The organism is Paludisphaera sp., assembly GCF_037189885.1.
In the GTDB taxonomy this organism is placed as follows: domain Bacteria; phylum Planctomycetota; class Planctomycetia; order Isosphaerales; family Isosphaeraceae; genus Paludisphaera.
Genome location: NZ_JBBCIR010000099.1, coordinates 1 through 17,573, shown reverse-complemented (window position 1 = coordinate 17,573; position 17,573 = coordinate 1). Strand labels below are relative to the sequence as shown.

At 71.2% G+C, this 17,573-nt stretch carries 17 protein-coding genes; 7 read left to right on the top strand and 10 right to left on the bottom strand.

Translation table 11 applies throughout. From position 1 onward, the window contains the following. Positions 1–22: 22 nt before the first annotated feature. Positions 23–1,318 (top strand): ATP-dependent 6-phosphofructokinase, encoded by a 1,296-nt coding sequence (locus WG209_RS23135; RefSeq protein WP_337177471.1) that lies wholly within the window; start codon positions 23–25, stop codon positions 1,316–1,318. A gap of 37 nt (positions 1,319–1,355) precedes the next feature. Here the strand turns inward: WG209_RS23135 and WG209_RS23130 are convergent, their stop codons facing one another. Beyond that, positions 1,356–2,183, bottom strand: a complete 828-nt coding sequence (locus WG209_RS23130) for a hypothetical protein (protein WP_337177470.1) — start codon at positions 2,181–2,183, stop codon at positions 1,356–1,358. Positions 2,184–3,068: 885 nt separating this feature from the next. On the opposite strand from WG209_RS23130, the gene WG209_RS23125 reads away from it, so the two are divergent. The 4 genes from WG209_RS23125 (at position 3,069) to csrA (ending at position 6,169) form a co-directional block, all read left to right on the top strand. Next, positions 3,069–4,181 carry a DUF1559 domain-containing protein gene (locus WG209_RS23125; protein ID WP_337177469.1) on the top strand — a complete coding sequence of 371 codons (1,113 nt, stop codon included), beginning with the start codon at positions 3,069–3,071 and terminating at the stop codon, positions 4,179–4,181. A gap of 68 nt (positions 4,182–4,249) precedes the next feature. Beyond that, positions 4,250–4,756 (top strand): hypothetical protein, encoded by a 507-nt coding sequence (locus WG209_RS23120; protein WP_337177468.1) that lies wholly within the window; start codon positions 4,250–4,252, stop codon positions 4,754–4,756. Between the two features lie 528 nt (positions 4,757–5,284). Next, complete coding sequence (locus WG209_RS23115) at positions 5,285–5,770, top strand: flagellar assembly protein FliW (protein WP_337177467.1); 486 nt, start codon at positions 5,285–5,287, stop codon at positions 5,768–5,770. Between the two features lie 132 nt (positions 5,771–5,902). Then, complete coding sequence (csrA, locus tag WG209_RS23110) at positions 5,903–6,169, top strand: carbon storage regulator CsrA (RefSeq protein WP_337177466.1); 267 nt, start codon at positions 5,903–5,905, stop codon at positions 6,167–6,169. A gap of 130 nt (positions 6,170–6,299) precedes the next feature. Here csrA and WG209_RS23105 read toward each other — a convergent pair whose 3' ends face one another. Next, entirely contained in the window at positions 6,300–8,207 is a 1,908-nt protein-coding gene (locus tag WG209_RS23105; protein ID WP_337177465.1) for an exo-alpha-sialidase, read from the bottom strand. Between the two features lie 64 nt (positions 8,208–8,271). Beyond that, complete coding sequence (locus tag WG209_RS23100) at positions 8,272–8,802, bottom strand: FHA domain-containing protein (RefSeq protein ID WP_337177464.1); 531 nt, start codon at positions 8,800–8,802, stop codon at positions 8,272–8,274. Between the two features lie 228 nt (positions 8,803–9,030). Here WG209_RS23100 and WG209_RS23095 point away from each other — a divergent pair, with 228 nt between their 5' ends. Further along, the gene (locus WG209_RS23095) at positions 9,031–11,487 is read left to right on the top strand and encodes a hypothetical protein (protein WP_337177463.1); all 2,457 of its coding nucleotides are present in this window, start codon (positions 9,031–9,033) and stop codon (positions 11,485–11,487) included. A gap of 22 nt (positions 11,488–11,509) precedes the next feature. Here WG209_RS23095 and coaD read toward each other — a convergent pair whose 3' ends face one another. The 6 genes from coaD to WG209_RS23065 all read right to left on the bottom strand — a co-directional run bounded on the left by coaD (position 11,510) and on the right by WG209_RS23065 (position 15,735). Continuing rightward, positions 11,510–12,091: a pantetheine-phosphate adenylyltransferase gene (gene coaD / locus WG209_RS23090; RefSeq protein ID WP_337177462.1), complete on the bottom strand. Its 582-nt coding sequence runs from the start codon at positions 12,089–12,091 to the stop codon at positions 11,510–11,512. Beyond that, entirely contained in the window at positions 12,091–13,260 is a 1,170-nt protein-coding gene (locus WG209_RS23085; RefSeq protein ID WP_337177461.1) for an aminotransferase class V-fold PLP-dependent enzyme, read from the bottom strand. The genes coaD and WG209_RS23085 overlap by 1 nt, the downstream gene beginning before the upstream one ends. Before the next feature lie 11 nt (positions 13,261–13,271). Beyond that, entirely contained in the window at positions 13,272–13,481 is a 210-nt protein-coding gene (locus WG209_RS23080) for a hypothetical protein (RefSeq protein WP_337177460.1), read from the bottom strand. Further along, positions 13,478–14,038, bottom strand: a complete 561-nt coding sequence (locus WG209_RS23075; protein ID WP_337177459.1) for an HYExAFE family protein — start codon at positions 14,036–14,038, stop codon at positions 13,478–13,480. The genes WG209_RS23080 and WG209_RS23075 overlap by 4 nt, the downstream gene beginning before the upstream one ends. Before the next feature lie 137 nt (positions 14,039–14,175). Beyond that, on the bottom strand, positions 14,176–14,643 hold the full coding sequence (locus tag WG209_RS23070) for a YkgJ family cysteine cluster protein (RefSeq protein WP_337177458.1): 468 nt from the start codon (positions 14,641–14,643) through the stop codon (positions 14,176–14,178). A gap of 9 nt (positions 14,644–14,652) precedes the next feature. Then, positions 14,653–15,735 (bottom strand): site-2 protease family protein, encoded by a 1,083-nt coding sequence (locus WG209_RS23065; RefSeq protein ID WP_337177457.1) that lies wholly within the window; start codon positions 15,733–15,735, stop codon positions 14,653–14,655. Between the two features lie 193 nt (positions 15,736–15,928). On the opposite strand from WG209_RS23065, the gene aroB reads away from it, so the two are divergent. Then, positions 15,929–17,068, top strand: a complete 1,140-nt coding sequence (gene aroB, locus WG209_RS23060; RefSeq protein WP_337177456.1) for a 3-dehydroquinate synthase — start codon at positions 15,929–15,931, stop codon at positions 17,066–17,068. 144 nt (positions 17,069–17,212) lie between these two features. On the opposite strand, the gene WG209_RS23055 is transcribed toward aroB, so the two are convergent. Next, positions 17,213–17,386 carry a hypothetical protein gene (locus tag WG209_RS23055; RefSeq protein ID WP_337177455.1) on the bottom strand — a complete coding sequence of 58 codons (174 nt, stop codon included), beginning with the start codon at positions 17,384–17,386 and terminating at the stop codon, positions 17,213–17,215. Positions 17,387–17,573 lie beyond the last annotated feature (187 nt).

Here is a 17,573-nt window from a genome sequence, read left to right as displayed (position 1 = left end):
GAACCCACACCGAGCCCCCGCCATGCACTACTCGCGGCCCCAGGACCTGGACATCACCACGCTCGGCCCCTGCACGATCCCCTCGCCGCTCACGCGGCTCCGGGGCGTGGGGTTCATCGAGGACGCGGCGCGGATCCGCCTGGACCTCCGCATCGGGGCGAACGCCGCCGCCCACGATGTCTACAGCGCGGAGGAGGCCGGGCCGCGACGCACCATCTACTTCGACCCCGCCCGGACCACCGCGGCGCTAGTCACCTGCGGCGGCCTGTCGCCGGGGCTCAACAACGTCATCCGGTCGGTTTACTCGGAGTTGGCGTACAACTACCAGATCCCCCGCGTGCTCGGCGCCCGCGACGGCTTCATGGGGCTGAACCCCGCCGTGGGCCGGCCGCTCGTGGAGATGACCCCGCAATTCGTCGACCACATCCACGACCTGGGGGGGACCGTCCTGGGCTCCTCGCGGGGCCCGCAGGAACCGGCGACGATCGTCGACACGCTCCAGCGCGAGAACATCGACATCCTCTTCTGCGTCGGCGGCGACGGCACCCAGCGCGGCTCGCTGGCGATCGCCCGGGAGGCCCGCCGGCGCGGGCTCAAGAAGGCCGTCGTCGGCATCCCCAAGACGATCGACAACGACATCCATTACGTCCAGACCTCCTTCGGCTACTACACCGCGCTGGAGAAGGCCCAGGAGGTCCTCCGCGGGGCGCACGTCGAGGCCCGATGCGCCCCCAACGGCATCGGCCTGGTGAAGTTGATGGGCCGGCACTCCGGCTACATCGCCGCCGGCGCCTCGCTGGCCAGCCAGGACGCCAACTTCGTCCTGATCCCCGAGGTCCCCTTCAAGCTCGACGGCGACGACGGCTTCCTCGCGGCCCTGGAGCGCCGGATGCTGGAGAAGGACCACGCCCTGGTGGTCGTGGCGGAGGGGGCCGGGCAGGAGTTCATGGCGGCGGAGGCGCTGGGGACCGACGCCTCCGGGAACCCCAGGCTCCACGACATCGGCCTGTTCCTGCGCGACAAGATCCTCGCCCACTTCCGGTCGCGGTCGATCGACGTGAACCTGAAGTACCTGGACCCCAGCTACTTCATCCGGTCGGTGCCGGCGAACCCGTCGGACAGGATCCTCAGCGACCAGATGGCGCGCATGGCCGTCCACGCCGCGATGGCGGGAAAGACCGACCTGCTGATCGGCTCCATGCACAACGAGTTGATCCACGTCCCGATCGCCACGGCCGTCGCCGAGAAGAGGCGGCTCGACACCGCCAGCGACCTGTGGACCGCCGTGATGCGCTCCACCGGCCAGCCGGTCTGGTGAGCGCGGGGGTCGACCGCGACGCCCGCCCCCGGGGGCCTCAGTCGGTCCGCAGCGGCGGCGGCTCCGCGAAGAATCGATCGCGCTCCAGGCGCAGGACGCTCCGAAGGCTTTCCCGCTCGGAGCCCGTGGCGCCCCATTCGGCGAGGAAGACCCCCCGGAGCCGGCCGCGGAGCACGACCCCTTTCTCCAGGTCGTGCCCGAAGAACGCGTAGCGGATGGGCTCGGCCGCGTGCAGTTGGGTCGAGATGTCCCGCGCCACGTCGTCGGGGTGGGCGATCTCGTGGAAGGCCCCGGGGAAGCCGAGGTCCGGGTCCGCCGCGACTCCCCCAGGATCGGGGAGCGCCTCGTCTGGCGACGGCCGCGCGACCTCCAACGTCATGAGCCGTGCCAGCAGGGCGTCCGGCTCCCTGCCGTCGTAGGACGAGCCGGCCGCCACGCGATCGCGGGGCACGACCATGAAGCGCGGCTCGGGCGGGCTAGCCACCAAACTCTTCGGCCGGGCCTCGGCCATGACCTCCAGCCGGCGCAGCTCGCCGACGGAGTCGGCCGACGCCTGGATCTCCAGGTCCATCCCCCGGCCATCGCGACACGGGCCCCAACCGGCCCGGACGGTGAGGCCGTGCCAGCCGGGGGGCTCGAAGGTGGCGAGCAGCCGCCCGTGGACCACGTCGACGTCGACGAGCGAGTCGGCCGTGAAGGCGGCGTCGTCGCGGCGACCGACGGCGGCGAGGCCGACGAGGGCCAGGAACGGCCCCGACGCCCCTTCGCGGAGCAGCCCCGCCCTCCCCTCAGCGAACCCGAACGTCCAGACGGCGTCCGCCCAATCGACCTCGAAACGGTCGCCGACCCGCCGCCAACCCTTCAAGTCCGCTTCTCGCACGGCGCCCCGCCCGGTTCAAACGAGAAGACCCCGTCGACCCGAATGAACGGTGGGTCGACGGGGCCGAATCTGATAAAGGCCGGATGAACAGGGCGGACGCCCCGGCCGAGCGGAGAGGCACCTAGGCTTGCGCGTCACGCTCGACACTCAATAGAATACGCGCGATTCGCTCATCGTCAAGCCCTAAGCGACCAAATATCGTTCGCGGACAAGGCCGAGGGGCCACATGATTGGCCGCGCGCGTGATCGTCTGAATTATTAAGCGCCATCATCCAGGGGCCAGCGCCCGACCTCGCCGCGGGCCGCGACACCCGGTGCAATCACGTCATGCAAGAGGGGCACGGTGTAATATTCATTGCATGACCGTTCGACCCACGGAATGCCCGGGAAATCGGCGAGAGCCGCGCGACGCCCGGCAGCGCCACGAGCTACCCCCCGCCGCCTCGCCAACCCGGGTCCCAAACCCCATCAATAACTCGCGCCAATACTTGCAATCTCCAGGCGTGCTCGACTATGAAATCTTTCATTTGTCATGAGGACGGGCCGCGCAACGAATCATTTTCGGCGGCCTCTTGACGGGGGAAGATTCCTAATATAGAAGGTCAGTCGTACCCGAAGATCGGCATCATCTCGACGCCTCGTCGCCGGCGACATTCGTCGCGTGGCGATCTCGACAGCCCAACTCCAAGCCAGTCCCTAACCCCTGAAGCATGGCTCCCACCGGCCGCGCCTGACCCTTCCCCGCGCGTCGAGGCCCCTCCACGCCTCGCGTCCTGGGTCGGGCCCGCGCGTGCCGCATCGATCGCGCCGACCCGGCTCTCGGCCGGGCATCGCGCCACGCCCCGCGTCGTTTGATCGGAGGACACTCGCATGAACAGACGAGCTTTCACGCTGATCGAGCTGCTGGTGGTCATCGCCATCATCGCCGTCCTGATCGCCCTGCTACTCCCGGCCGTCCAGGCGGCGCGCGAGGCCGCCCGGCGCGCCCAGTGCACCAACAACCTGAAGCAGATCGGCCTGGCGCTGATGAACTACGAGGGCGTCAACGGGGCCTTCCCGCCCGGGGGCGTCTCGGACGAGAGCCGGGGGACGAACTGGGGGGGCGAGGTCGGCGGCAACAACCTGGCCTCGTGGCGAGCCCTGGTGATCCCGCAGATGGAGGGGGGGGCGATCTACAACGCGATCAACTTCAACCTCCCGCTGAACAACATCGTCTCCAGCTCGGCGCAGTGGACGGCCCTGATGACGGTCAGCTCGGCGTGGCTCTGCCCGTCGGACGACAACTTCCAGGGTCAGGGCCAGGGGATCCGGTCCTCGTCCGGGGCCTGGGGGAACTATCCCAACGGCAGCAGCCCGACGAACCCGTTCACCAACCAGCCCGAGACGCGGGTGATGGTCAGCAACTACGCCGGCAGCTTCGGCGACAACTACGCGATCGGCGCCCTGACCGCCGGCCAGAACCCGTGGGAGACCTACCCGTACCCGCCGTCGCTGGCGCCCGGGCAGGCGAGGATCGGCTATCCGGGATTCTGGGGGACGGCGTGGAACGACCAGGTCACGGCCGATTCCGGCGGCCAGCTCCGCGGCATGTTCTCGTACCGGATCAAGAGCATCGGCACCGTGACCATCGGCTCGATCACCGACGGCACCTCGAACACGATCATGGTGGGCGAGGTCCTGCCGGCTCAGGCGGCCGACAGCAACTTCTGGAACAACAACGGGGCGACGTTCGGGACGACGATCCCGATCAACTGGCAGACCCTGCGGGCCCCGATCGACGGCACGACGCCGTTCGGCTCGCCGGACTGGCAGAATCGGTTCAGCTACGCGAGCAAGGGGGCCAAGAGCAGGCACCCCGGCGGGGCCAACTTCGCCTTCGCCGACGGCTCGGTCCATTTCCTCAAGAGTTCGATCGCGCCGCCGACCTACTGCGCCCTGGGGAGCCGGGCGGGCGGCGAGGTCGTCAGCTCCGACGCTTATTGATCCCGATCCCACTCGGCCCGGCGGGCCGGCCGATCGACAGCGCCGGCCCACCCTCAGGAACGCACGCCATGCTCGAACTCTCGGTCCCGGCCCGCCGCGCCGTCGCGCGGGCGAGGAGCCTCGCCGCCGCGGCGGCGGCCTGCCTGCTGGTCGCCGGCTGCGGCGACGACGGCCTCGGCCGGCGGTACAAGGTCGCCGGCAACGTGACGTACAAGGGACAGCCCGTCTCGGCGGGGTCCATCTCGTTCTACCCCGCGGGGGGCGGCTCGGCGGACCAGCGGGGCGCGACGGGGGTCATCAAGGACGGATACTTCTCGCTGTCCACGCAGGGGGACGACGACGGGGCGTTCCCCGGCGACTACGTCGTCGCCATCACCTCGCGGACGCCGGACATGTCGGCGGCCCAGGAGAACGCCGACAAGATCGGCGGCCTGTACCGCCAGGAGGACGTGGCGAAGGCCTACAAGAAGGCCCCGAGCGCCATCCCCCAGAAATATGAGTCCCCCGAGCAAGGGGGCCTCAAGGCCAAGGTCGAGCCCAGGTCGAACACGGTCAACTTCGAGCTGGTCGACTGACCTTCCCCGCCTTCGCGCCGAACCGGCAAACATCCCGGGGCGTCCGCCGGAACCAACCTCCGTCGGACGCGCCTCTCCTTTCCCGCCGATCGCTGCCGCCCCCGGGCCGCGACGGGCGGCTCGGGGGAGACGCCCGCGGTGGCCGGCCGCGCCCGGCCCCGGCGACACTCCCGCGCCACGAGTCGGGACCGTCGCCCCCGTCATGAGCGGAGCGATCGGCGCAGACATTCCGCGGTGCGCGCGGCATGTAATTTCGACCGGCGGGCGGTAAGAAATCCGTTCGGGGCGGGTCGATACTACGGTCGGTCAAGCCCGCCTCGCTTGCCGGGATGCACGTCCCGGGCCGGGGGCGGGCGGTGTCCGCGGGATGCGTCGTGGCCCCGAGGGGCGGGACGGGATCGACGGTCGGCGAGGTCGCCGTCCCGGTCGCCCCTGGAAGGCCCGTCGCCACGATGCGAGGAAGATCGGCCATGCCCGGCCCCAACGCTGGCATGCGCCCCGCCCGGCGTTCAAGGAGGTTACCAGGAAGTGAACATCATCACGACCCGTTTCGGTCTGATCCAGGCCCAGGAGTCCGAGCTTTACCGGATCCCGGAAGGGCTGCTGGGCTTCCGCTCGTATACGCAGTTCCTCCACCTCCCCGACCCGGTGGTGTCCGGCCTGTCCTGGCTCCAGAGCGCCACGGCGCCCGACCTGGCCTTCGGCCTGGTCGCGCCCCCGATGGCGGTCGGGGACTATCGGGTCGAGATCCGCCCCGGAGACCGGGCGGCGCTGGAGCTGGCCGACGAGCGGTCCGCCATGATTTATGTCGTCTTGAGCCGCGGCGCATCGGGGGGGTTGACCGTCAACCTCCAGGGCCCGCTGGTGTTCAACCCGGTCCGTCGCCTCGGGCGGCAGCTCGTCCTCACCTCCAGCCGCTATCCCGTGCGGTATCCCCTGGAGTCGGCCGGCTCGCCCCAGGTCACGAACCCGACCCTACCGCCCATCCTCACCCCGTTGCGAGCGACGGCGTGATGCCGGCGGCCTGTCACCCGGATATACGAGGGCCTCTCGACGCCCCCGCGACGCTCGCGGACGCCGAGAGCCCGGGCCGCGCGAACGGGGACGGTCACGGGCCTCGTTGGCAGGAGGAAGGAGCCTAGTACGATGCTGGTCCTGTCCCGACACCGCGACGAGAGTATCATCATCGGTGACGACATCGTCATCACGGTGGTCGATATTCGGGGCGATAAAGTGCGCCTGGGGATCGCGGCCCCCATCGAGATCTCCGTACACCGCCAAGAGGTGTACGAGGCGATCCAGCGCGAGAACCGCCAGGCGAGCCGCCTGGAGCCCCAGGAAGCCCGCCAGATCGAACGCCTCGGCCCGCCAGTCCGGCGCGACCTCCGACGCACCCGATCCGACGACATCTAAGCGCGTCCGCCCCCAAAGGGCCGAACGATCGCCGTCATCCGCCATCATCGCCGGACGACCGACAGCCCCACAGGCCGTCGCTCGTCCGGTTTTTCGTTGGTGGGGCCGAAGGATGGATCAGCGTGCATCGTCACCTCGTCCCAGGGGGCTTCGCCGTCGCCTCCTCCCCGTAGAACCGCGAGATCGGGATCGACCGGAACCGGGAGGACAGCCGGTTCCACGTCGGCGGGCCGACGTAGTAGGTCAGCAGCGCCCGGCCGCGATGGAAGGCCAGGCTGGTGTAGGCGTAGGTCTCGGCCGGCGAGCCCTCCACGGAGATCGGACTCGACCACGTCCGGCCCTCGTCGCGCGAGACGGCGGCCGACAACGGCGTCCGCGGCCCGCCGTGATCCGACCCCGGCTTCACCGAGTCGTTCCAGACCAGCAGCAGGTCTCCCGTCGAGGGGATCCGGCGCAGGGTGGACGGGGCCTCCGGGGCCGGGACGCCCCAGGATTTCGCCTCGCTCCAGGTCTCGCCGCCGTCGGTCGACTCGCTCACGGCGATGTGGCCGAGCTGCGTCCGGATGTGCATCAGCAGCCGGCCGCCCTCCATCTCGATCACCTCGGGCTCCATCGCCCCTCGCTTCGGATACGGCAGCACCGTCCGGCTCCGACTCCAGGTCTTCCCCCGGTCGTCGGAGAGGAAGCACGACGCCTCGAACCGACTGCCGCTGGCGCCGACGTCGGCCGTCGAGGAGGTCGGCACGACCAGGCGGCCGGTCGACAGCACCGTCACCCGGTCGTTGTTCACGACGTGATACCCCGGCTCGGTGGTGGTCCGCGTCGGCGGGCCGAAGGTCGCCCCCTCGTCGTCGGAGACGCGCAGGAAGGCGTTGAGGACCGAGTGCGAATCCTTCTGCAGGTAGAGGAAGCCGACCGGGCCATCGAATGTCGCGCCCGGGATCAGACGGAACAGCGAGACCGACATCACGTTCATCCCGCCGGAATTCTCCTGGAGCACGCGCCGGGGGCCCCACGTCCGCCCCTCGTCGGCCGACTCCACGGCCTGGACCCGCGCGTGAGCGAAGTCGGACGAGCTGGCGTCGAACTCGGTCGTCGCGTAGAGCAGGCGGCCGTCGCGCAGGACGATCACCGACCCCTCGCTATACCGAGGATGCTCGGCGTCGGCCGGGAAGACGTTGACGGCGAATTCCGCCTCGTCGCGCGGCGGCCGACCCAACGCCAGGATCGCCTGCGCCGCGCGGACGCGGACGTCCAGCGTCGAGTCTTCGAGCCGCCGCGACAGGGCGTCCACGGCCTCCGTCGCGCGGGCGTCCGGGGCGAACTCGCACGCCTGGACGCGGATCATGGGGTCGTCGTGGTCCAGGTTGCGGATCAACGCCCCCTTCCCCTCCTCGTCCCCCAGCGCGGCGAGCGCGTGGTCGAAGTAGGCGATCGTGACGAGATCGTCGAAGCGGGCGCGAGCGGCGCGGAGGGGGGCGACGTCGCGATCGTCGCCGACCCGGGCGAGGAGCCACGCGGCCGTCCGGGCGACGGCCGGGTCGTCATGGCCGACGGCCGCGCGGAGGCGCGTGAATGCCTCGGGGTTGCCCCACCGGGCCAGGGCCGCCGCCGCCATCAGAGAGCGGATGGAAGGATCCCCGTCGCCCATCGCTTGGCGCAGGAGGACGCCGTCACCCACCTGCCGTACCTTGTACAGGCTCTCGGCGGCATGGGCGTGGCCGCGAGGGTCGGGATCGGCGAGGACATCCAGCAGCGCGCGGACGTGGGCGAGGTCGCCGGCGCGGACCAGTTCGCGAGCGATCCCGCAGCGATGCTGGGCGTCGGTCACGGTCGCCAGCCGGGGTGCCAGGGCGCGGCGAACCTCCTCGCCGGCGCCCTCGTCCGAGAGCGCCTCGGCCGCGTGCATCGCCGGCCAGAACTCGGCGGACGCCAGCCCCTCCCGCAGGATCGACAGGCATCGCTCGCGGTCGGGGGGAGCCGCCCCGATCAGGAGCGAGGTCGACAGGGCGAGCAGGACGTTCCGAATTGCCGGCATGGCGCGGTCCTCCGGTGGGGTCTGGTGTCGAGGACCAGGATACCGGAGCGGTCGCGTCGGATGGTCAATCCAGTTCGATGACCGAGTCGTCGTCCGCGAACTCGTGACGGACGGGGGCGGCGGGAGGCGGGGGGGAAGGGATCTCGGTGTTGGACGCGCTGGAGGGCATCTCCTCCAGCGAGGGGGCGGCGAAGGAGCCGAAGCGGCTGGGGGGGGTCGGCTTCTGGGCCCGGCGCAGGTTCTCCTGGGCGTGGCGAAGCTCGGCGGCCTTGCTGGCGCGCTTGCGCCAGAGGTCGGAGGGCGTCGGGGCGTCGTCGGGGCCGAGGTAGACCCGCATCTTGTAGCCCCCCAGGGCGATCCGGTCTCCCGGCAGCAGCGCGGCCCACCGGATGCGCTGGCCCTTCACCTTCGTCCCATTGGTGGTGACGAGGTCGCGGATGACCAGCAGGCCGTCGGTCTTCACCAGGACGCAATGCCGGCGCGACAGCCCGGGATGGTCAATGACCACGTCGGCGTCGCGACGCCCGACGACGGTGAGGTCGCGCGTGATCGGGATCGGCGGATCGCCGTTATCGGGGACGAGTTCGGCCTTCATGCCCCCTGCTCCTCGGCCGCGTTCATCGTGGGAGGTGGGTCGGTGGACCCGTCGAGGAACTGTAGGACGAAATCCATCGGCCCACAAGGGGAAGACGCCGAGCCGGCCGGAGCTTTGCATGCTCCGGAATACTGGCGCGTCGCCTCCTCGTCCCGCGTCTCGACCCCTCTATAATACAAGATGACGGGGACCGATCTGGCGATGTCCCCCGTCCCGGAGTCACCGACGATGCGGCGCTTCATGATCGGCCCCCGTTGTCTCGCGATCCTCGCGGCGATCGTCCTGGCGCCGTCGCTCCGGGCCGAAGCCCCCGGCGACGACCTGAGGGCCATGGCCCACGGCCCGGTCCACGAGGCGTTCCTGTCGCCCCGTCGAGACGTCCGGCCGCCGGCCGTCCCGAAGTCGCCCCCGCCGCCGGTCGTCGAGTGGCCCGCGTCCGATCCGCCGACCCTGGACGCCCGGTGGATCGACGGCTACTGGGAATGGGACGTCGACACCTCCCGCTTCGTCTGGGTGACGGGGACGTGGCGCGTCCCGCCGCCGAACCGCTTCTGGGTCAATGGCCTGTGGAAGCGCGAGGCCGACGGCTGGCGGCGCACGCCCGGCTTCTGGAGCGACCGCTCCACCGACCGCCTCGTCTTCCGCGCGGAAGGCCCTCCCGAACGTCGACCTTTGGACGACCCCGGCCCGCCGCCGAAGGAAGGCTGCTTCTACATCCCCGGCCAGTACGTCCCCGAGGGGGACAAGCTCGTCTGGCGCAAGGGCTTCTGGGCCGATTCGAAGCCGGGCTGGGCCTGGGTCCCCGCGAGCTGGACCCGGCAGCCCGAGGGCTGGATCTACCAGGCGGGATACTGGGACTTCCCGCTGGAGGAGCGCGGGACCCTCTTCGCCCCCGCGGAGCCCGTCGCCGAGGCCGCCGAGGGCCGGGCGCTCTCCTATCGCCCGTACACGGTCGTCTCGCCGCAGCTCTACGGGCAACTCTACGGGGCGTTCGGCCGTTGGACATCCTGGTACGACGGCTACCCCGGCATCGGCTATGACCCCGGAGGCCGCTACTTCGCCTACGCCGATTACGGCCGCCTCGCCCCCTTCTACGGCTACCTCGACTACCCCGCGCTCGCCGGGTTCGGCTATCCCTACTTCGCGTCGCCCATCCTATACCCTCCCCCCGGCGCGCTCGCGTATGGCCTGGGGCGGCCGTACTACGGGTTTGGGAACATGATCCTGCCGCTGATGGCCGGCTATCCGCTGTTCGGCGGGATGGGGCTGGTTGGGAGCGGTTGGGGCTGGGGATGGCCGGGGTGGAACCCCGGGCCCTACGCCTGGGGAATCCCCGGCTGGAGCGGCGTGGCTCTGGGAACCTGGCCGGGGTTCGGCTGGGGGACCTGGGGCTGGAGCGGCCCGGCGATCGGTGCCTGGCCGAGCCTCCTCAACGTCGGCTACCCCAACTGGTTCTCGGGCTGGAGCGGTTTCGGCTGGGGGAGCTTCGGGTTCGGCGGCTGGGGCTGGAACGGCCTCGGCTGGGGCGGCTGGGGCTATCCCGGCGTCGTCTGGGGGGGCAACCCGATCTGGGGCGGCCTCTATCCCTTCCCGAACCACGTCCACGTCCAGCCCGTCAGGCCGCCGCATGACCGGCCCCCGCACAATCGGCCCCCGACGACCGGCGGCGACCGGCCCGACCGGCCCGGCGGGACGATCGGCGATCGCCTCGCCGCGGGCGGGCCGATGCGCCAGGGGCCGGCCGTCCCGCGGCGCGACTTCATCGCGCCCCCGCCGTCGACCCGCCCCCTGGCGTCGCTGGGGAGTAACCCGGCGCTCGTCGGCATGCGGTCGGCGAGGGCGGATGCCGCCCCGGCGGCGGTCGGGATGACGCGGACTGAGGCGCGGCGGCCGCCGACCTGGCACCATGCGTATAACGGCGTCGCGCCGACGATGCGCCAGGAACATCATGTGGCGCGGCCGGCCCTGTCCAACAACGCCGGCGCCGGGGCCGGGAACATGGTGAACGTGCCGGGCGTCGGGCAGATGATGCGGGGCGGGGCCGGCGACGCCGGCATCGGCCGGATGCGCCAGGCGGCGTCGAACGCGACGGCGGGCGGATTCAACCCGCAGCTAGGCCCCGGGATGCTCCCCAGCGCCCGCGGGGCCGAGACGCTCGTCACCCCGAACGGCGGGTGGCAGGGGGCGATGCGCAACCCCAACGTCGCGGCGGCGGCGGCCGCGGCCGGCTTCGCGCCGAGGATCCAGGGGCCCGCGGGGGTCGATCCCGGGGCGATGCGGGGCGGCGGGGTCCAGCCGGGGTTCGGCGGCCAGCCGCTGAACCCGGGGCTTGCCCCCGGCGGCGGCCCCGCCGTCGGGAGCGGCTTCACCGGCGGCATGCGTCAGCCGGGGGGCTTCGCCAACTCCGGGAACTTCGGAGCTGGCGTCTACAACGGCGGCGCCCCGTTCAGCGGCGGGATGCGCGGCGGCGATGTCGGTGTCGGCGGCGGCTTCGGCGCGATGCGCGGCGGTCCGGCGGGTGGATTCGGAGGGGGCGGCCCGGTCGGCGGCTTCGGCGGAGGCTCGCCGGGCGGCTTCGGCGGCGGGACACCGGGGGGCTTCGGAGGGGGCGGTATGGGAGGAGGCTTCGGCGGCGGTGGCGGCGCGCCGGGCGGCGGGGGGAATTTCGGCGGCCACATGCGATGACGGCCGGGGCTGCCCGCGCGGGTCAGGTCGGCGTGATCGTCGGCGCGGAGCCGCCCTTGTCGTAGTCGAAGGTGGGCCCGTCCTCCCGATCTTCGCGGAGCTTGGCGAGGATCGGCTCGATCACGAACTCCGGGACGAACGGCCGCAGCGAGTCGGCGCCGCCGAATCGGGCGACCTGGCGGACGAGCGAGCTGGAGACGTGCGAATACTGGCCGTCGGCCATCAGGAAGACGGTCTCGATCTCCGGATCCAGCTTCTGGTTGGTCAGCGTCATCCCGAACTCGTATTCCATGTCGGTCAGCGTCCGCAGCCCGCGCAGGATGACGCGCGCGCCGACGCGACGGACGTACTGGACGGTCAGCTCCTCGAACCCCTCGACGCTGACGTTGTCGAACGGCTCCACCACGCGACGGGCCAACGCGATGCGCTCGTCGATGGTGAACAGCGACTTCTTGGTGGGGTGGACGCCGATCCCGACGACCAGGTGGTCGAACAGCTCCCGGCCGCGCCGGATGACGTCCAGGTGCCCGAGCGAGATCGGGTCGAACGTGCCGGCGAAGACGGCCTTCCGGTTCGCGGCGCGTCGGGTTTCCTTGGCGGGCATCAGGAGTCCTTTCCGGTGGACGGATCGCCCCGGCGCGCGGCGACGAGGGCGTCGCGAAGGCGGCCGAGGTCGTCGGCGTCGGTGTAGACGTGCGGGCTCAGGCGAAGGCGGCCCCGGCGGCACGAGGCGACCACCTTGCGGACCCGGAGCGTCGCGACGGCCGCGTCGGGGTCGACGCCGTCGGCCGCCGCCGTGACGATCGCCGAGCGCTCCTCCGGCCGCGACGGCCCGATCACGCGCCAGCCGGCCTCGGACACGACCGCGCGCGTCGCCTCCGCTCGCTCCAGGATCCGCGCCGAGAGCGCCTCCGGGCCGATCTCGCGGAGCAGGCTCATGCTGGCGGCGAAGCCGGCCAGGCCCGGCATGTTCCAGGAGCCCCCCTCCCACCGCCGGGCGTCCGGCTTGAGAGTGAAGTCCAGCCCCCCGGCGGCGAAGGAGCCGACTACGCTGTTCCAACCCACGCCGATCGGCCGCAGGCGGTCGATCCACTCGCGGCGGACGTACAGGAAGCCCGCCCCTTCCGGCCCCAGCAGCCACTTGTGCGAGTCGGCCGCGGCGAAGTCGACCGGCGTCTCGCGCACGTCGAGCGCGTGCGGCCCGAGGCCCTGGATGGCGTCGACGAACAGGGCGACCCCGCGGTCTCGGCAAAGCGCCCCCAGCGCGTCGAGGTCGTTGCGGAACCCGGTGGCGAACTCGACGTGGCTGACGGCCAGCATTCGGGTCCGGTCGTCCATCGCGTCGCGGATGTCGTCGATCAGGACGCGGTCGTCGCGCGAGGGGACCAGGCGGGTCTCCACGCCGCGATCGGCGAGGTTCATCCAGGGGTAGACGTTGGAGGGGTATTCGTCGGCCGGGACCACGACGTTGTCGCCGGGACGCCAGGGGAACCCCTCGGCGACCAGGCCGATGCCGTGGGTGGTGTTGGCGACGAAGGCGATCTCCGCCGGCTCGGCGTGGATCCACGCGGCAAGGTCGCCACGCAGCGCGTCGACCTTCGCGCCCCAACGGGGCCACTCGGTCGAGCCGTTGACGGCCTGGTTCCCGGCCCATCGCGAGACGGCGAGCGCGGCGCGGTTCGGGATGGGGGCGACGGCGGCGTGGTCGAAGTAGGCCCAGGCCCCGGCGACGGGGAACTCGGCCTCGCGGATCGCCGCCCAGTCGATCGCCATCCCGACCTCGCTCAACGACGGGCGCTCTTGCCGATGATGAAGACGGCCAGCACCGCCATGATGCCGGTGCCGAAGTAGCCGTCCAGCGAGCGGCCCTCGGAGGCCTCGCCTTCCTCGGCATAATCCCCGTCCTGCGCCCGAGCGACGCCCGAGAGGCCCAGGCCGAGGGCCAGCATCCCGACGGCGATCGCGCGGGTCCAACGGCTTCGGTTCGTGTTCATCGTTCGCGTTCCTTGACGGGCCTGGGACGTTGGGGAGCCTCGGGGAGCATCGGGAGCCATTCGGAGAGCGGGCGGACGCGGCGGCGGAACGCCCGGCGGGCCATCGCCACGGCCTTCCACGCCGGCCCTCGCGACCGCAGGTGGGCGAGGTAGTCGTCCAGCCCCACGGCCCAGAACCGGTACGCCAGGCCCCGGAACTCGAAGGCCCCGTCGTGGCGGGGCAGACCGAATTCCATCGGCGCCTCGGCGTAGGCGAAGGCCAGGATCGGCCGGAACCCGGGGCCGAACAGCTCGCCCCAGCGGACCAGCCCGTCGAGGTCGTCCGTCGTGACCCAGTTCTCCCAGTCCCGACGCCCCCGGCGATCCCGGGCGCGCTTCCCCTTCACCTCGACGACCAGGTTCTCCGCGAATCGAGGATACAGCAAGAAGTCGGGGTTCTTCACCCCCCCATCGCCGAAAATCGCCCGCTTCGCCTCGTCCACCGCCACGCAGGGCACCCGCAAGGCGCGGATGTACGCCTCGAACGCCGCCTCGTAGTGGTTGGAGCGATTGGCCATGCATCTAATCTTGGCCGGCGACCGTCCCTCGTTCCACCCCCGTGGCGAATTATCGGCGTATCTCGCCCATGGTCTCCTCCAGATCGCTCGCTGCGCGTCCGCCGGCACTCAAGCTCATGCACGGGCATCCCCCGCGATCACGGCAGCGTCACGATCGGCAGCAACTGCGTCCCCCTCGACTTCGGCGCCGGCGGCTTTCGACGCGGCGGGAGGAGGGCGGCGGCGTACTCCCAAATCTGCTCGGGGGTCTCGAACAGCTTGTCGAAGTTCCAGTCGTCCTCGTACTCGCACTCGGCGGAGGAGTACTCGCGGCAGATCTTGGGACGGTCGTGATAGATGCCGCAGCGGTTGTCGGGCAGGAGATACTGGCAGTCGGAGGAGACCAGGAGGTACCACGTCTCCTCGTGGACGTAGATCATGGTCCGGCCGTGGGCCAGGAACCATCGGATGGTGTCGAAGTCGTCCCAGGCGGTCGGGGTCTCGATCGGGGTGGAGATGTAGCGGCAGCACTTGCCGGTGCAGTAGTCGCACGGGCTCTCGTCGGGCTTCAATTCATCCCGACGGGGTCGGCGGGAGGCGGGCGGGAGCGGCGGCGGCTTGGGCATCGGCGGGGCTCAGTCCTGAGTCTTCTGGCGGTCGCGGAATCGCCGGCTGACGCGCACGAGGAAGCGATGCTCCTCGTCGGTCAGCGCGGCCTTCCCCTCGCGGTACAGCTTGTCGAGGATCTCGTCCATCCGGCGTTCCTCCGCGACCTCGCGCATGATCCGGCGCTGGCGTCGGAGGTCGGAGCGACGGCGACGCCACCGCTTCAGCGCGCTCTCGCGATAGGGGCCGATCTTGGCGGCGTCTCCCTCGAGGCTGGTGTAGCCCTGGGAGAAATCATAGCCGAACTGGGAGTCGTCGAAGTAGCCGCCGTCCTCCCGGATGCGGGCCTCCGACCGGACCATCAACTCCACCAGCAGCGCCATGCCGATGAACGCGAACCCGTCCAGCCGGCCCCCGGCGAGGACCCGCACCAGCCCGACGAGGAACAGCAGCGCAGCCACCGCGCGAGCCGTCCACGGCGCGGCCAGGCCGTCGCGCGTCGGGGCGGGGGACGCGTTCGCGAGGAACCAGCGGAACAGCCGCCCGCCGTCGAACGGGGGCGCGGGCAGCAGGTTCGCCAGGAACAGCCAGTAATTCACGAACCCGAACCAGCCGACCAGCCAGGGCACCGTCATCGGCGCCACCTTGGTCGCGCCGTGCAGCCACGGCGCGCCGGGGTCGGCGTCCCGGACGAGCGGGTACCACGCGAACTGGCAATCCCAGAACACGCCCAGCGCCGCCGCGGCGGTCAGCGCCGCCGCCCCGCTGGCGAACGGCCCGGCCAGCACCGAGAGCATGTAGCCCACATCTCGCGGGGGCTCGGACGGCCGCGTCAGGCTCCCGAGCGGCCAGAGGTGGACGTCTTCCATCTCGCATTCGGCGGCCCACGCCGCCAGCGCGTGGCCGACCTCGTGGACGGCCAGGGCCATCAGGAACAGGACCAGCCAGGCCGCGGCCTCGATCATCCCGGCGGCCGGCCCCCGCGGGCCTCCCCGGAACGGCCCCTCCAGCAGCGTCAGGACGATCAGCGCGAGGAGCGAGACGTGGACCCTGACCGTCGTCCCGAACCAACGCCCCAGGGGGATCGGCGACCACGTCAGCAGATCGCTCATGCGCCGGATGCTCGAAAGGGGTTGCCGCCTTGGCGGTATGCGGGCGTCGAGCCAATTCCACTCTAGCAGCGGGGTCAAGCAGCGTCGAGATCGGCGCCCACCCCGCCGGCCCCGCCCCGTGGTACACTTGGTGCTCGGGCTCCCGCGCGGTCGATCGACCTCCCCACTCACTCCGCAGTTATCGGGCCGAGACATGCCATCCCCACCCGAGGCCTCCACCACGACCGTCCCCGTGGCGCTGGGCGATCGCTCCTATGACGTCTTCGTCGCCGAGGGGGGCTGGGACGCCCTGCCCGCCCGCCTGGACGCCGCGCTGCGCCGGACCTGGGCCGGCAAGTCCTGCCGCAAGGCGCTGATCATCACCGACTCCAACGTCGCCGCGCTCGCCTACCCCGGCCTCACGCGCGACGCCCTCGCCGCGATCGGGATCGACGCGACCGCGGCCGTCGTCCCGGCCGGCGAGGCGAGCAAGAGCCTCGACGTCGCCGCCACGCTCTTCGAGAAGCTCGTCGCCATGGCCGCCGACCGCCACGCGCTGGTCGTGCCCGTCGGCGGCGGGGTGATGGGCGACCTCGGCGGGTTCGTCGCGGCCACGTTCGCGCGCGGGCTGCCGCTGTTCATGGTCCCCACCACGCTCCTCTCCCAGGTGGACAGCGCCGTCGGCGGCAAGGTGGGGGTCAACCTGCCGAAGGTCAAGAACATCGTCGGCGCGTTCCACCAGCCGGTCGCCGTGTGGATCGACGTCGCCACGAACGGCGACCTGCCCGATCGCGAGCTGCGCTGCGGGCTGGCCGAGGTGGTGAAGTACGGCGTCATCCTGGACGCCCCGTTCTTCGAGGAGCTGGAGGCCGACGCCGACGCCATCCTCGCCCGCCGTCCCGACCGCCTGCGCCGGATCGTCGCGAGGAGCTGCGAGCTGAAGGCCGACGTCGTCTCGAAGGACGAGCGCGAGCAGACAGGCCTGCGCGCCGTGCTGAACTTCGGCCACACCATCGGCCACGGCGTGGAGGCGACGGCCGGCTACGGCGGCGCCTTCCAGCACGGCGAGGCCGTGGCCGTCGGCATGGTCGCCGAGAGCCGCCTGGCCGAGCGCCTCGGCTGGGTCGACGCCGCGTTCACCGAGCGCCTCGTCCGCCTCCTGGCCCGGTTCGGCCTGCCGACCTCCCTGTCCGGCCTCGACCCCGCCGCCATCCTCGAATCGATGGGCCGCGACAAGAAGAACAAGGGGGGCCGCGTCCGCCTGGTCCTCCCCCGCCGAATGGGGCACGTCGAACTCACCGACGCCCCCTCCGCCGACGACCTGCGCTCGCTGCTGGAAGACCTCTGCCGCTGACGCGGGGTGCCCTCAGTATGGCGTGAACGGTTCGTCGACCCGTGCCCCCCTCCCCCCCCTCGCGCGTGAAAGCCTCCCGAGGGTGGGCGATGGACGACATCGGCCCTCTGACGACGGGGGAAGCAGGCCAGGCATGGCGGAGGTTCAGTCGGTTCTCGGCTTCCGCGGCCAGCCGTGTTCCCTGGCCCATTGCTCGGCCTCCTCGGTCGAGTCGAAGACCGGGTATCCGTGTCCTTTGAGGTATTCCACCGTCGCGTGGGCCCTGACGGGGTCCTCGTCGATGTGGAGCATCACGCCGTTATAGGCGTTCCAGAACATGACGGAGCAGCGTTCATCTCCCCAACGGACGAGAAACGGCAAATTCTTGCTCTGTAGAAAACCGGTGAACCGGCGTCGACGAGGTTCCGTAGTATGAGTTGTGAAGACGAGCAAATCCCCGCGTCGCGTCCTGCATACTGCTTATGAGGCGGCCCGCGCCGCGCTGCCCGACCATCGGCACAAGTAC